Genomic DNA, 14,548 nt, shown 5'->3' with positions numbered 1-14,548 from the left:
TTTAGCCCGTCGCGCGGCGCGATCGAGTTCACGATGAAGCGGCTTCTGGAGCGCTGACTGACGGCCAAATCCGCAGCAACTTCAAAGCTGCCGAGAGGAAACCGTCCGGCGCGCGCGGGAACGATGAGTATCAGCCTTACTTCTGGCGGGATGCTTACTCTGCCTCCATGGAGTCGATGTCGGCGTGCATTGCGGTGAGAAGCGATGTGTTGATCCGTTGCTTACTTCATCACCTTGAGACCGCGAAAGCCCGCCTGTATTCGCTTGGCAGCGCCGACCGCGCCAGCCTTATCCAAAATGATCCATATCTGATCTTGAACTTGGCGCTGATTTCGAGGCTCCCCGGTAGCGAGATCGTTGCTAAGCGCCTTCTCAATGTCCAATATGAGTTTGATATCCAGGACTACCTTGGCGAGCACGTCGGCATTGGTGCAGAGCGATCCATCGGTTAAAGGAGGCACGCTCGTTTCGGCGGCGCTAGCTACGTCTGAAACGATGTTCTCGGCCTCGCTGCGACTTTCGCAGATCAGAAGGTCTTTGCCTTTGGCCCGCACAACATACTGCTTTCCTGTCTTGTAGATCGAATACTGCTGCATCGTATCGGTCCCGCTTTTCTTTTTGTTGTAGCGACGGACCAGAAAAGGAACCGTCACGGTAGTAACCTCCCACAATCGTGAGTTGTTCCCGAGAACCGCCAAAGCAGGACGGTATCCGGCCAAGCCCCTCTGCGCCTTGGCCGCTTGATCCTGTCTAATATGTTACTGTTGAGTGACTCGAGGGATTTCAGCGGGTTGGCCGCACGGCGATTTGCGTGGTGCATCGAGCACATCAAAACGTGGTTTCGCTAACAATGGTGTCGGAAGGATCAACGACGCGCCAGTCCGCCACCAGCTTCCTTGATCATTTGGATTTGGCAGGAGTGCCGCATCGCGGCTTCTACGACCACGGAGGAAAGACGAAAAACGATCCGTGCTTAAGAGTGTGCCCCAAGCTTACCGAGCGAACTTGATTGCCAACTATCAGCGCGATCAGTCCTGTTGGAATCCATCCCCACAACAGACCCCAATCCCCCACAACCGCAATGACGATCAAGTCGAGGACAAGGAACGTGATCACGGTGACCGCTAGCGCGGAATATTGCCGAAGGTCCTCTTCTTCCTGGTCCGCTGTTGCGCTTCGCTTCGCCTCGATTAGAGCGGGTAACATAACATAAGGGCTCGGAAGTGAAGTCTCCGTAACAATGGAACGGAGGTTCCTGAGGAACGCATTGCGGAGCGTGCCGTTGTCTCCTTACGCTCAGCAAAGGAGATGTAGATGGGTAGCGATAGCAGCACGAACTTTCCTCCTGCCGGACAGCCGAAGGAGGATCCGAAGAAAACCCTCGGCAAGAGTATGCAAGAACTGACGGAGGAGGCGGACAAGAACCTTTCCGAGAAGGAAAAGAAGAGCGGCGAAAGCATCAAGCACGCCCCGCCGGGCAGGAGCGACATCGTTCCGTAGCACGCGAGGCTAAGTGACGAGGAAGCCGCCAGCGCTCATAAAAGGCTGGCGGCTTTGTTTAGGCTTAGAGCGCTTCAGCTCCTGGACATGGTGATTTCTTGTCATGGATCGAGTCTGAGTTTGCAATGAGCGAGCACACTGCTTCGCGCGTCGTCGCCAGCACCGAACAGTATAAGATGCATTCTAGACTTGAATTGCGCGCGGCCTGCGCATTGATAGGGCCTACGATATTCACGACTACTATCTAGCAGATACGTTCGGTTGTCATGCCTCGTTTTCCCGTAAGGCCAAAACTCAAGACGTATGGCGGCTCGCAAGAAACGGCGGCTCACGAAATTCGGACTGCCCCATGACACCGCGCCGCTGGCATCTCTGCCATTGAGCTAAATCCACAAAACGAAGTCACCGAGCGGAATATAATTGGTCGGCGATAATGCGGGTTCCTAAGATGGGCGTGACCACCCTTGACCCAAATCGCCCGCCAACCAGCCCTTCGCTTGATCGTCCCGTAGCGGGTCGCAGCCTACGCACGTGAGGATACGGGGACCGTTGCCGCCTGGCGGCAATGCCATAGTCATTGGTTCCCCGCAACTCGGACAGGTTTTGTTTTGAAAAAGCTGCCCCATGGGCGCGCTCCTTTCCGTAAGGGGAAGGCGGGAGCGCAACCGGCGTTCTCATCACCGATGAAAGCCACGGACCGTGCGGTGATAGACCATTCAATCACATCTGTTGTCCGAGTTCTGTCCAATAGTGGACATGACGACTGGTTGTCGGAGTCAGACTGGCCTGGCGGCGCGGCGATCAATGCGCGGGCTGAGGACGGGTTCCGGCGGCATTCCTATTTCTGGCAGCCTTTGTGTAATATTCAAAAGATGAAAACTGCTTTCGCGTTTTTTGGTGCCGCTATAGCTGAGATTGCGGGCTGCTTTGCGTTTTGGGCTTGGCTCAGAATGGAGAAGTCAGCTTGGTTGATAGCCCCGGGTGTCGCTTCGCTGATCCTATTTGCCTATCTGCTTACACTCGTTGACAGCGAGGCTGCTGGTCGTACTTTTGCAGCCTATGGCGGGGTCTACATCCTCTCCTCAATCGCGCGGCTCTGGCTGGTTGAAGGGGCTCCGCCCAGATCGATGGGACGTCACCGGAGCGGCGATCTGCCTGATTGGGGCTGCCATTATCATCGCTGGGCCACGCTGAATTAGCGAGGAGTGCCGCATTAGAATGACGCTCCTTCCTGAGCACGGCACGCCCGCCGTGGCCCTTCAGGCGTGGCGAACTTTTGGTGGCGCATGCAAAAGCCACTTCAAGGACTTCTACGGCGCTGAGCCTAGCATTTGTTGCGAGCCTCGAAACCAACATCTGCAGGCCGCGTTGGCGTACATGTCCCGTTATTTCATCCTCGCAATAGCGACTGGCCTACTCCTGCTGATTGGGCTGCTGAGTTTGCTGCTGGCCTTCTTTCACACTGTACATGCTTCGGCCATCGAAGCAGCGGGACCATTTGCAGCGCAGGTCGCGTTGCACTGGCCTAGCGAAGGACGATGGCAAAGAAGAAAATGGACATACAAACCGCAATGGAAGCGCACAGTGTGGTGCGCCGGCCAACGGTTCGCAATGTGCGACGCACCTTGCAGCTTCCGACGCGCCGGCCGCGATCAAGCCGCCGATTGGATCGCAGGTGCACCAGCTTTCAGTTACTCAAACGGAAAGTATGCAGGCGCGCAGAAGGAAGCGGAGCGCGCGGGGCGTAGTGTTGGGACGGGATCGTATGTCGTGCCGTGAGTCTATCGAGCGTGCATCAGGAATGGTGTCTGTAGAACGGTCAGTTCCGGAATCTCGTACGGACGTTTCCAATCCTCCATCTCGACATTCCAGACGTAAAGTTCGTCTGATGCGAAACGAGAGAGAACGTGTCTCAATTGAACTAGAGTAAACGGTCCCGTTTGGTTGTTTCCCACGGCACAATACCAAGATGCCTGGGAGTCTGGATTATGAGGAGTACTTGCATTCTCGAGTCGCCGGGCAAGCTCCATTGCCCCGCCCATTGTCGCATCGGCTTTTCTTACGGCCGATTTTTTTGCGCTCGACTTTTGGTATGCAAGGATAGCCGCGCATGATGCGAAAAAACAGAAAACAATATAAACGACGTAGAAAACATCGTCATAATCTTCCATGACTATACTCAACTAGAACTGTTTTATGCGGGAACTTTAGAGCTAGAGAACATTCACGGCAACCGACCAATCGGTGTATATTGCAACCGGCCGCTTCGTTGCGTCTTTGGCAAGCCCGCACAACACCCGCGGTAAGTAAGCCGACCAGTCCTTCGTCAGCCACTGCCGCTTCGGCCGACGCGTCCGGTCGCCTATTTCGCTTGCTCGACCAAACGGCCACACACCCTTATCCTCCGCGCGGCTCTACGAACTGACCGCTCACCAAGAGTACCTTAACACCCCCCTTGCCGGCGTAACTCTCGACGTGTTGGAGAACTCGCCTTCGAAGGTGGCGGCGGCTGCGAAGCCATTGGCCCATGTCATTTCAGCGGCAGCCGTGACCAGTGCGGCCTCGTGCGCTTGCGCCGCGCCGTTGACGACAAACGATGCGCCGGGCAGTGACTGGAACGTCGCCGAAATCGAGCGATCGGTGTCGAAGTTGTGAGCCCACGCCGCGCGGCCCCGCAACGTCAGGATGGCATCGTTGAATGCGAACGACTTGTCGGTGCGCACGCCGAGTTCGGAGCGTGATGCAGTTGCATTCTTCGCCGCGTAGCTGAGCGCGAACAGATTACCGCCAGCGCTGCCCTGTTCGGCATAGGCGGGCAGATCATAGCTGTTGAACTGTCCCGCGACATAGGGCGTGACGCCCATCGATGAGGTGGCAATGTGGTAGCCACCTTCGAGCCGCCCCGAGAAAGCATTGGCGTTAAAATTCGCACGCAACCGCTCGATGCCATTCGCCGTGACGATGCGGTACGACCGAGCGTCTCGCCTGCCCCGCCCGAAACGCGCGCGTGCGATTCGCTGCGCGATCAGCCGGTCCAGTAACGGATCACAACGGACGACAGAGCACATGGCAACGGATGAAACCCACACCCCAGACCACACCCCGACGCGGAAGACGTCCAGCAGCGGCGGTGGAAATTCTATCTAAACTATTGATTTTATTGGTCGGAGCGAGAGGATTTGAACCTCCGACCCCTAGTCTCCCAGACTAGTGCGCTAACCGGGCTGCGCTACGCTCCGTGCCGTTACGGCTCCGTTCCATTATAGCGTTTTCAAGCGAAGCGGTACCGGTTCGCGTGAAGAAAAAGCGCCAAACGAGACGAAGCCCCGGCCCTGATTTCATCAAAGCCGAAGGTAGCTCTAGCCGCGTTCCAGAGGCGGCGCAAGAAGCGGCGGCGTCCGCCTGAGCGACGCCAAAGCATGACTGCCGGAAACCGTCAGCCGTTGCCGAGCGCGTCGTCCAGCAGCCGCCTACAGGCGACCAGGTCGGCCAACGCATCCTTGAGTCGTGCCAAGTCGACCGCTGCGTTCACGCCCGGAATTGCCGCGCTGTCGAGACCGGACCACAGCACCTCGTCGAGATTGTGCCGCAGCGGCTTGCGCTCCACCGGCTCCCGCGCTCGGGGCGCGGCGCTGTCGTCGACGTCTCCGTCCCCTTCTCCGTCCTCGTCGTCGGCCTCATAGTCGGGCAGTTCGTCGTCATCGATCTCGCCGATCGTGTTGCGGATGTCGTCCTCGATGGCGCCGAAGGCGGCGGCGGACGATCCCTCGGTGAGGCCCTGCACCGATTTGACGCCGTGCTCCTTCAGGATTCGCTGCACGCCGCGGATCGTATAACCCTCGCTGTAAAGCAGGTGGCGAATGCCGCGCAGCAGATCGACGTCGTCCGGGCGATAATAGCGACGTCCGCCGCTCCGCTTCATCGGCTTGATCTGCGCAAACCGGGTTTCCCAGAAGCGCAGGACGTGCTGGGGAACATCGAGGTCGGCGGCAACCTCGCTGATGGTACGGAAGGCATCCGGTGCCTTGTCCAAATGCTCGCTCCTCTGCCAATCGGGTTCCGAACGCCGAACCTGTCAGCCAGCCATATTGCTCGTTACCCGGCTACTCGGCCTTGGTTTCGGCGCCGTTTCCGGCATTGCTGCCGTTGATCCGCTGCTTCAGAATCGCAGACGGCTTGAACACCATCACGCGACGCGGAGAGATCGGCACCTCGGTGCCTGTCTTCGGATTGCGGCCGATACGCTGGCCCTTCTTGCGCACCATGAACGACCCGAAGGACGACAACTTCACCGTTTCGCCCTTCTCCAGGCAATCGGTGATTTCCTTGAGCACAAGCTCCACGAACGCGGACGATTCGGTCCGCGACAACCCCACCTTTTTGTAGACGGCTTCGCAGAGATCAACGCGCGTGACTGTTTTTCCGGTTTCGGTCATCGCCTGCCCCAAGCTCCCGGCGAACAATTCGTAACTGAAATTAAGAGTTTAACGACGCACGGTCAACCTATCACATCATGCTTTCGCACGATAGATGACGGCAGTTACGCTGGATATTTTGATTCAAGTCTTACCATCGCAGAAGGGCGGAGCCCCAGGTGAACCCTCCGCCCATCGCTTCCAGCAACACCAGATCGCCTCTTTTGATGCGCCCATCCGCGACGGCGACCGACAACGCCAACGGAATCGATGCAGCGGATGTATTGCCGTGGCGATCGACGGTCAGCACGACTTTCTCCGGCGCGATATGCAGTTTATGGGCCGATGCGTCGATGATTCGCTTGTTGGCCTGATGCGGAACAAACCAGTCGATGTCGTCCGCGGACAGGCCGGAGGCATTGAATGCATCGACGATGACGTCGGTGATCATGCCGACGGCGTGCTTGAACACCTCGCGGCCTTCCATTCGCAGATAACCCACCGTTTGGGTCGAGGATGGTCCGCCGTCGACAAAAAGTTTTGATTTGTGACGGCCATCGGAACGCAGATGTGTTGTCAGAATGCCACGATCGGAGGGTTTTCCCGGCTGCTCCTGGGCTTCCAGCACCACCGCGCCGGCCCCGTCGCCGAACAGAACGCAGGTTCCGCGATCGGTCCAGTCCAGAATGCGCGAGAAGGTTTCCGCGCCGATCACCAGCGCACGCTTGAACGCTCCCGTCCGCAGGAAATTGTCGGCCGTGGCCAGCGCGAACACGAAACCCGAGCAGACCGCCTGGAGGTCGAAGGCCGCGCCGTGATGGATGTCGAGCCCGCTCTGGACCACAACCGCGGTGGCCGGAAACGTGTTGTCCGGCGTCGAGGTCGCCAGCACGATCAGGTCGATCGACTGCGCATCGATTCCGGCGTTCGCGAGCGCCGCCTGGGCCGCGCGGATCGCCAGATGCGAGGTGAATTCCCCCTCCGCGGCAATGTGGCGCTCGCGAATGCCGGTGCGCTGGACGATCCACTCGTCCGAGGTGTCGATCCTGGTGGCCAGTTCGGCATTGGTCAGGACCTTTTGCGGCAGGTAGGAGCCGCAGCCGAGCACGACCGAACGTATCGCAGTCAAGAGAGGGCCTCCTGCACTGCCGACGCCGAAACAAGGGTGTGGCCGTGACGGTTGAGCGTTTGGTTGATCTTGGTCAGGAGATCGTAACGGACCATCTCATAGCCAACATCGACCGCGTAGGCAAAGCCTTCGGCGTCGGTCCCGCCATGACTCTTGACCACGATTCCGTTAAGTCCGAGGAACACGCCGCCATTGGACTTGCGGGGGTCCATCTTGCCCCGCAGCGCCTTGAAGGCGCCACGCGCAAACAGATAGCCGATCCGTGACAACAGGCTGCGCGACATCTCGCTGCGCAGATATTCGGCGAGTTGCCGCGCGGTGCCTTCGGCCGTCTTCAGCGCGATGTTGCCGCTGAAGCCCTCGGTGACGATGACGTCGGCCGCCCCCTTGCCGATACCGTCGCCCTCGACGAAGCCGATGAATTCGAGCTGCGGCAGATCCATCGCCCGCAGCAATTCCGCGGCTTCGCGGATTTCCTCCCCGCCCTTGACCTCCTCGACGCCGATGTTGAGGAGGCCGACCGTGGGGCGCTTCAGGTCGAACAGGACGCGCGCCATGGCGCTGCCCATGATCGCGAGCGCCATCAGATGCCGCGCGTCGCCGCCGATCGTGGCGCCGAGATCGAGTACCACGGAATCGCCGCGTATGGTCGGCCACACCGCCGCGATTGCCGGCCGGTCGATGCCGGGCAGCGTCCGCAGGTTGAACCGCGCCATCGCCATCAGCGCGCCGGTATTGCCGGCGGACACCGCGACGTCGGCTTCTCCTTTTTTCACCGCATCGATCGCAAGCCACATCGACGAGGTCTTGCGGCCGCGACGCAGCGCCTGGCTCGGCTTGTCGTGCATGCTGACGGCGACGTCGGTGTGGATCACCCGCGACACCGCCTTCATCGCCGGGTGGGCGGCGAGCTGCGCTTCGATCAGGGCGCTGTCGCCGTAAAGCAGAAACTCGGTGTCGGGATGACGGTTCAGGGAAATCGCGGCGCCCGGAATGACCACCGATGCGCCGATGTCGCCACCCATGGCGTCAAGCGCGATTCGAACCTTTTTCGGCATGGAAGTCCCGGAAGCCCTGATCTCTTGCGGCCTTGAAGCGCGCGGCCACACGGGGGTGGCGCTTCATCGACCCGGCAGCGACAATAGCGTGTCCCGGCCTCGATACAACATAGCGAAGGCGCGGATTTCCGCAGCCTCGCGGCTCAAAAACAGACGTCGAAAATCAGATAAAATTCTTTTATTTTCAGTATCTTGACTAGCTCCTTTGGAAAGATCGCATCCGGGACTTCACCTTTAGCCCCGCCCTGGCTTCTTCCTACGCGATGGATTGGAGGCGATTTTCAGCGCCTTCAGGGCTGCGAAGGGATGGTCCTCCGGATCGACGGCGCTGGAAGGCGGCACGAAAACGGCGTCGGGTTTGCGTGGATAAGGGTCGATCCCGAGAAACAGCACATCGGTCGCAAGACGTCCGAGATCGATGACCCCATTGACAATGGGCTCGGGCGCATTCGGAATGTGGCGGCCCGGCTGGTCGTCGGCATCGTCATCGATGGCGGCCGCGAACGCCTGGACACGGTCTTCCGGTACGAAAAGAAAGTCGATGTCCTCGACGATGTCGTTCTCGATCGGATCGAGCGACACCACGCAGGTCTGTCCCACGCGCGCCGACACCCTGCCCCGCACATGCACGCTGTCGTGGCGCCCGGGCGTCAGATCGAACGATGCACGCGCGGATTCGATATCCCGCAAGCCGGCGATCTTCGCCAGCGTCTTACGCGTGGCTTCATCCGCCTCGATATCGCGATGAAGGCCGGTTTCCGGAATCTGCACGACCGCGACCCGCGCGCTCCAGGGATTTGCGATCGTGCCTAGCCTGTCTCTGGTGGTCATGCCCGTGCTCTCATGTCCGATGCGCGAGGTCCGGAAACCGCAACCTGCCGGCCGGCGTCACCTCGTGGTCAGCGGCGGGCGCAGCGATCGCCTCCACCGCATAATCGGCAAGCCGCCGCGCGCTTTCAATGTCCCGGCCGTTATAGATATTCCTGTCGAGGGCTTCCGCCAGCGATTCGCGTCCCTCCGCAAGCGCGCGGTCGTAGGCCGCCGAGCGGCCATAGAAGGCCTCCCCGAACGCGTGCATGCGCTTCGGAACGGTGAGGTCGCCGACCCCCATTTCGCGCAGGTTGGCGTCCATGTCGCTGCAGAAGTGATCGAACAGCGCCTGCGGGAGTTCCTTGTCATCCCCCTGCTTCAATCGCGAAAGCGCTATCCACAGGTGCAGCAGAATCATGTCGAAGCGGCCATCGACAGTGTCCGGCACCCGCAGGGTCTGATAAAAAAATGGCTCTCGCGCCTGTGTCACGATCATGCCATAGATCGCTTCAATGGTGCCGCGCGACGGAGCGCGGGATTTTCTGAAGTGACTGAGCGGCCAGAGCATGTGGGTTCCGAAAATTAGCCCGCAGGGTTTCCGGTTGTGCAATCGCAGAACCGTTGCCGGATACGCCGGGTACGTCAATGGCTCGCGCGATGCAAGAGGATGAGGTCGGCCCCCGAATGACAGTTTCGGCATCAAAGACAGGAAGCGCGGCGACGCGACGCCGTCGTCTGCGCATGACGCTCGCCGCCACGCTCGTGTGCGCCGCCATGGCGGGCTGCACCGGCGAGCAGTTTCAGAAGGGCTATATCCTGCCCCCCGGCGCGCTCGAGCAGATCCAGATCGGCGCCAGCCAGGATCAGGTGCTGATCGTGATGGGAACGCCGTCCACGGTCGCGACGCTGAACGGCGAGGTCTTCTATTACATTTCGCAGCGGGCGAACCGTCCGGTCGCGTTCATGAATCAGAGGGTTGTCGATCAACGCGTGATCGCGATCTATTTCGACAAGAACCGCCAGGTGACCCGGCTCGCCAATTACGGGCTGAAGGACGGCAGGATCTTCGACTTCATCAGCCGCACCACGCCGACCTCGGGCCAGGAGATCAGCTATCTCCAGCCGCTGTTCAAGTTGCTGAGTCCGAATTAGAGCGGGACCATTCACAGCGGAATGTTGTCGTGCTTCTTCATCGGCGCGTCGACGTGCTTGTCCCGGAGCATCGCGAGCGCGCGGGCGATGCGTTTTCGGGTCGAGTGCGGCATGATGACATCGTCGATGTAACCGCGCTCGGCGGCGATGAACGGCGACAGGAAGCGATCCTCGTATTCTTTCGTACGCGCGGCGATCTTGTCCGCATCGCCAATATCTGAGCGGAAGATGATCTCCACCGCGCCCTTGGCACCCATCACGGCGATCTGCGCGGTCGGCCAGGCGTAGTTCATGTCGGCCCCGATTTCCTTGGACGCCATCACGTCGAACGCGCCGCCGTAAGCCTTGCGCGTGATGACGGTGACCAGCGGCACCGTGCATTGCGAATAGGCGAACAAAAGCTTCGCGCCGTGCTTGATCAGCCCGCCGTATTCCTGCGCAGTGCCCGGCAGGAAACCCGGCACATCGACGAAGGTTACGATCGGGATGTTGAAGGCATCGCAAAAACGAACGAAGCGCGCGGCCTTGCGTGATGCATCGGAATCAAGCACGCCCGCCAGCACCATCGGCTGGTTGGCGACGAAGCCGACGGTGCGCCCCGCGATACGGCCGAAACCGACAACGATGTTTTTCGCGAACGTCTCCGCGATCTCGAAGAAGTCGCCCTCATCCACGACCTTCAGGATCAGTTCCTTGATGTCGTAGGGCTTGTTCGGATTGTCCGGCACCAGCGTGTCGAGCGAGGCGTCGGTGCGCTCGATGTCATCGAAGCTCGGCCATTCCGGCACGCCCTCGGTGTTATTGGCGGGCAGGAAATCGATCAGGCGGCGCACCTGCAACAGCGCCTCGACGTCGTTGTCGAACGCGCCGTCGGCGATCGAAGACTTTGTCGCGTGCACGCTGGCGCCGCCGAGTTCTTCCGCGGTCACCACCTCGTTGGTGACGGTCTTCACCACGTCGGGGCCGGTGACGAACATGTAGCTCGTGTTCTTCACCATGAAGATAAAGTCGGTCATGGCCGGCGAATAGACGTCGCCGCCGGCGCACGGCCCCATGATGACGCTGATCTGCGGGATCACGCCCGAGGCCTGCACGTTGCGGCGGAACACATAGGAATAGCCGGCGAGCGCGGCGACGCCTTCCTGGATGCGCGCGCCGCCCGCGTCATAAAGGCCGATGATCGGCGCGCGCGCCTTCATCGCCATGTCCTGGATTTTCGTGATCTTCAGCGCATGGGTCTCCGACAGCGAACCGCCGAACACGGTGAAGTCCTTCGCGAACATGAAAATCTTGCGGCCGTTGACGGTGCCCCAGCCGGTGACGACGCCGTCGCCCGGCACCTTCGACTTGTCCATGCCGAATTCGACCGAGCGATGCTCGACGAACATGTCGAACTCCTCGAACGAACCCTTGTCGAGCAGAAGCTCGATGCGCTCGCGCGCCGTCAGCTTGCCGCGCGCGTGCTGGGCCGCGATGCGCTTCTCGCCGCCGCCAAGCTTTGCGGCCGCGCGGCGGGCGTCGAGGGTTTCGAGGATGTCCTTCATGGCTCCTGCCTGGATCTGATTCAACGAGGTTGGACCAGAGCCTAGCTGCCGTTGTTGAGGCTGTCACCAACGGGAGGGGCAGCGATGCGCTTAGGCCCGTCCCGAAAGACGCAGCACGAACACCAGCACCTCGGCGACGGCCTTGTACAGTTCGGACGGAATCTCGTCGCCGAGTTCGACATGCGACAGCGCGCCGGCCAGCACTTCGTTTTCCTCGATCGGGATGTCGTGCTCTTTGGCGACCTCGATGATCTTCGCGCCGAGCGATCCCCTGCCCTTGGCGACCACGCGCGGCGCGCCGCTGCCCTTGTCGTAATGAAGGGCGACCGCAATCTGGTCCCTTGTCTCCGTGCTCATAGAGCGCGATCCAGAAAATGGCCGGCCGGCGCGGGTTTCTGCTGCGGCGGCGTACCCTCGCGGATGACGATGTCGCCGGGCTGCAATTCGGCGCGGCTCAATGCCTGAGTGAGTTGCGAGGCGCCGGCACGCAACCGGCTCACTGTCGCGGGACGCTCGGCCCACAGCCGCACCGAGGTGCTGTCGCCGGCGAGCGACACCAGCGCATGAACCGGACCGGCGGGTTCGACGTCGAGCGAAAATCGCGCGCGCCAGACCCGCTTCGCCGTCTCGGTATCGCGGCCGGCGGCATCGCGGGAAATCTCGAACTGCGCGATCGCGGTGCCCGACGGGGTGGCGAACGGAATCTCGAAATTCCAGCGCGGCGTGATCTGGTCATTTCTCGGCCCCGCATCGACCCGATCCGGAAGCGAGGCAACCTGCAACAGCGTCTGGCGCGCGATCGCGGCGTCGGTGTCGTCAAGCAGCCTTCGCGCGATGTCGCTCGCCGGGGCAGCCGGCGACAGCATCGGCAGCGCGACGGGCTGTGCGGTCGGCAGCGCGCCGCGAAACGGCGGCGACGGCGTGCTGGTGCGCACGATGAAGACGTTGTTCTCGTCGGGGCCGTTCGCCGGCGCGGCCCTGAGCGCCGAAGGTCCCGCCGCCGGATCGCCGTCGAGTCCGAGGTCCGCGCCAAGGCCGGTTCTGCCGCCGCCGTTCTGAAGCGCCTCCTGCAGAAGGTTCAAGGCAGCACCGGTGGCAGCGGTGCGGACGCCGGCATTGGATACCTTGGAAAACAAAGCCTGGTTCGCAAGCGTCGGGGTGTCGGGATCGTCGGTGACAGGCAGCCGCGCCTGCGGCAGGTAGACTTCCTGCGGCTCGAAATCCGGTGACAGCGGCGGCGCCATCGACGGCGCTGATCCGGCCGCTGGCGCCTGCGGCGCTTGCGGCGAACCCGATGCGGCGCCCGCAGACGCGCTCTGCGTTGTCGTCGCGCCAGCGGTGATCGAAAGCGCCTCGCGAAGCACGAGCAGCGCGGCCTTGAGATCGGGCAGTTGCGCCGACGCCGATGCAGCCTGTGGCGATGGCGGCGCCGTCGGCAGCCCTGCCGCCAGCGCCGCCTCGAGAAAAAGTCCGGAATTCCGGAAGGCGGTCTTGATGTCGCCCCCGGTCAGGCTCGGACCGAGATCGGGACGCAGCGCCAGCAGCCGATCGGCAATCTCCTGGATTTGCGGCGGCAGCTTGCCCGACCCGGCGGCTGCCAGCAGATTGGCATAGAGCGGCGACAGGCTGCCTTGCCGCGTCGCAGCGCTCTGCGCCGCGGCCGAGACGGACAAGGCTTCCAGCGCCGTCAGCGCGGGTTTCGGGGGCGAGGCCGACGCATCGGCTTCGGCCACAACAACGGTCGCCGCGACGTCGGGCGCCAGCGTCACTGAATCCGCCGGCTCCGCCGTGGCAGCGGCCGCCGGGTTGGGCGACCCGCCCTGCCCGGCCACCGCGAGCCTGAGCCCCTGCGCGGTCTGCGACACCTCAAGCTGAAGGTTCTCGCCGACCTGCAGCGGAATTTCGGACAAGGCCTCCATCGTCAGGTTGGCGATGGCGATGCGGACGAGATTGTTGGCAAGGACCTGCTGGACCCGCGCGTCGACGACCGTGCCCGGCTGAAGCGCGGTCTCGGACCCGGTGTCCTGCACCGCGATGACCGGAAAGATCGGGTTGATCGAGATCGCCATGAAAGCCTCGTTTCGGATGCGAGGCTAACTGCGGTGTCTAAACCTCTTCTTAACCGGATGGTTGAACCTGCGCCGCCAGGACGGCCGCGGCCGCCCTGAAATCAGACCGGCGAGCGGCCTGCCGCGCCTCTGCCTCCTCGTCGGCGCCCCATTGCTCGCTGTTCCAGTCCTCGTTGACATGGGCGGCGGCCCAGACCTCGTCGGCGTCGAGCCTCCCAAACATCAGAGCGAGCGCGAGCAATGCGGAGCCGGTCAATGTCGTGACCACATGCAGCGCTCCAACCGCCCAGGAGCCGGACGGCAGCGCCGCGCGGGCGGCAGCGATCGCCGGATCCGGCTGGCGGATATGCACGATGCCCTCGGTCAGGATGAAATGGGCCCCCAGCGTTTCGGCCGCCCAGAACAGCACGGGATCCCAATGCGCGGCTTCGCGAGCGACCAGCGCTTCAGGGTGACCGGCGCGATAGAACAGCAGGTCCGTCTCAAAATATCTGGCGATATCCTCGACCACGGCTTCGACACGGCCGGTCACGCCGTCGATGACGCTGTTGGCGAGCCGCGTTACCGGCATGGTCATGGGGTCGATGACGTCCCCCTGCGCCTGCCATTCGGCGGCGATCATCTCCGCGATCTCCTGAGACGGCGCCGCCAGCACGTTACGCGACGGCGTGCGCACCGGCTTGCCGTCGAGCAGGATGGCGAACCCATCCGGGGTCTCACTCACGTTCGCGAAGGCGTAGAAGCGCTTGCGCTGCCCCGCGCGCGCGGAGCTGCGCGCCGCCTCTTCCGGACTCACCGGCGAGGGGCCGGGATCATCGAACAATTCACGCATGGCAGACTCATATCGCGCCGACGTTGGACGTGCGGCAAG

General features: G+C 61.8%; 15 protein-coding genes, 1 tRNA gene and 1 pseudogene. 3 read left to right on the top strand and 14 right to left on the bottom strand.

All coding sequences use genetic code 11. The features are described 5' to 3' along the window. Positions 1–221: 221 nt before the first annotated feature. The gene (locus tag ACS3WA_RS05310) at positions 222–653 is read right to left on the bottom strand and encodes a hypothetical protein (protein ID WP_438277508.1); all 432 of its coding nucleotides are present in this window, start codon (positions 651–653) and stop codon (positions 222–224) included. Positions 654–1,314: 661 nt separating this feature from the next. Here ACS3WA_RS05310 and ACS3WA_RS05305 point away from each other — a divergent pair. Further along, complete coding sequence (locus ACS3WA_RS05305) at positions 1,315–1,500, top strand: hypothetical protein (RefSeq protein ID WP_438277507.1); 186 nt, start codon at positions 1,315–1,317, stop codon at positions 1,498–1,500. An 872-nt stretch (positions 1,501–2,372) separates the two neighbouring features. Then, a pseudogene (locus tag ACS3WA_RS05300) lies at positions 2,373–2,694 on the top strand (YnfA family protein). Between the two features lie 587 nt (positions 2,695–3,281). Here the strand turns inward: ACS3WA_RS05300 and ACS3WA_RS05295 are convergent. The 9 genes from ACS3WA_RS05295 to ACS3WA_RS05255 all read right to left on the bottom strand — a co-directional run bounded on the left by ACS3WA_RS05295 (position 3,282) and on the right by ACS3WA_RS05255 (position 9,480). Continuing rightward, positions 3,282–3,671 (bottom strand): DUF4339 domain-containing protein, encoded by a 390-nt coding sequence (locus ACS3WA_RS05295; protein ID WP_438277506.1) that lies wholly within the window; start codon positions 3,669–3,671, stop codon positions 3,282–3,284. 258 nt (positions 3,672–3,929) lie between these two features. Beyond that, complete coding sequence (locus ACS3WA_RS05290) at positions 3,930–4,568, bottom strand: autotransporter outer membrane beta-barrel domain-containing protein (RefSeq protein WP_438277505.1); 639 nt, start codon at positions 4,566–4,568, stop codon at positions 3,930–3,932. A gap of 93 nt (positions 4,569–4,661) precedes the next feature. Then, positions 4,662–4,739, bottom strand: a tRNA-Pro gene (locus ACS3WA_RS05285). A 197-nt stretch (positions 4,740–4,936) separates the two neighbouring features. Continuing rightward, a complete protein-coding gene (locus tag ACS3WA_RS05280) occupies positions 4,937–5,533 on the bottom strand; it encodes a MerR family transcriptional regulator (RefSeq protein ID WP_438277504.1) in 597 nt (198 codons plus the stop codon). 70 nt (positions 5,534–5,603) lie between these two features. Further along, positions 5,604–5,936, bottom strand: a complete 333-nt coding sequence (locus ACS3WA_RS05275; protein WP_438275108.1) for an integration host factor subunit alpha — start codon at positions 5,934–5,936, stop codon at positions 5,604–5,606. Between the two features lie 130 nt (positions 5,937–6,066). Further along, on the bottom strand, positions 6,067–7,044 hold the full coding sequence (locus tag ACS3WA_RS05270) for a beta-ketoacyl-ACP synthase III (RefSeq protein ID WP_438277503.1): 978 nt from the start codon (positions 7,042–7,044) through the stop codon (positions 6,067–6,069). Then, complete coding sequence (gene plsX, locus ACS3WA_RS05265; RefSeq protein WP_438277502.1) at positions 7,041–8,102, bottom strand: phosphate acyltransferase PlsX; 1,062 nt, start codon at positions 8,100–8,102, stop codon at positions 7,041–7,043. Before plsX ends, ACS3WA_RS05270 begins: the two co-directional genes overlap by 4 nt. Positions 8,103–8,336: 234 nt before the next feature. Beyond that, positions 8,337–8,933: a YceD family protein gene (locus ACS3WA_RS05260; protein WP_438277501.1), complete on the bottom strand. Its 597-nt coding sequence runs from the start codon at positions 8,931–8,933 to the stop codon at positions 8,337–8,339. Positions 8,934–8,943: 10 nt separating this feature from the next. After that, positions 8,944–9,480: a ubiquinol-cytochrome C chaperone family protein gene (locus tag ACS3WA_RS05255; RefSeq protein ID WP_438277500.1), complete on the bottom strand. Its 537-nt coding sequence runs from the start codon at positions 9,478–9,480 to the stop codon at positions 8,944–8,946. Positions 9,481–9,596: 116 nt separating this feature from the next. On the opposite strand from ACS3WA_RS05255, the gene ACS3WA_RS05250 reads away from it, so the two are divergent. Next, positions 9,597–10,064 (top strand): outer membrane protein assembly factor BamE, encoded by a 468-nt coding sequence (locus ACS3WA_RS05250; RefSeq protein WP_438277499.1) that lies wholly within the window; start codon positions 9,597–9,599, stop codon positions 10,062–10,064. 11 nt (positions 10,065–10,075) lie between these two features. On the opposite strand, the gene ACS3WA_RS05245 is transcribed toward ACS3WA_RS05250, so the two are convergent. The 4 genes from ACS3WA_RS05245 to ACS3WA_RS05230 form a co-directional block, all read right to left on the bottom strand. Continuing rightward, positions 10,076–11,608, bottom strand: coding sequence for an acyl-CoA carboxylase subunit beta (locus tag ACS3WA_RS05245; protein WP_438277498.1), 1,533 nt, complete (start codon positions 11,606–11,608; stop codon positions 10,076–10,078). A 90-nt stretch (positions 11,609–11,698) separates the two neighbouring features. Then, complete coding sequence (locus tag ACS3WA_RS05240; RefSeq protein WP_438277497.1) at positions 11,699–11,965, bottom strand: EscU/YscU/HrcU family type III secretion system export apparatus switch protein; 267 nt, start codon at positions 11,963–11,965, stop codon at positions 11,699–11,701. After that, the gene (locus ACS3WA_RS05235; protein WP_438277496.1) at positions 11,962–13,677 is read right to left on the bottom strand and encodes a flagellar hook-length control protein FliK; all 1,716 of its coding nucleotides are present in this window, start codon (positions 13,675–13,677) and stop codon (positions 11,962–11,964) included. Before ACS3WA_RS05235 ends, ACS3WA_RS05240 begins: the two co-directional genes overlap by 4 nt. Positions 13,678–13,726: 49 nt before the next feature. Beyond that, complete coding sequence (locus ACS3WA_RS05230) at positions 13,727–14,509, bottom strand: ATP12 family chaperone protein (protein ID WP_438277495.1); 783 nt, start codon at positions 14,507–14,509, stop codon at positions 13,727–13,729. Positions 14,510–14,548 lie beyond the last annotated feature (39 nt).

This window comes from Nitrobacter sp. (assembly GCF_051535235.1).
In the GTDB taxonomy this organism is placed as follows: domain Bacteria; phylum Pseudomonadota; class Alphaproteobacteria; order Rhizobiales; family Xanthobacteraceae; genus Nitrobacter.
Note: the sequence above shows the minus strand (reverse complement) of the source record. Positions and strands in the feature narration are given on the sequence as shown.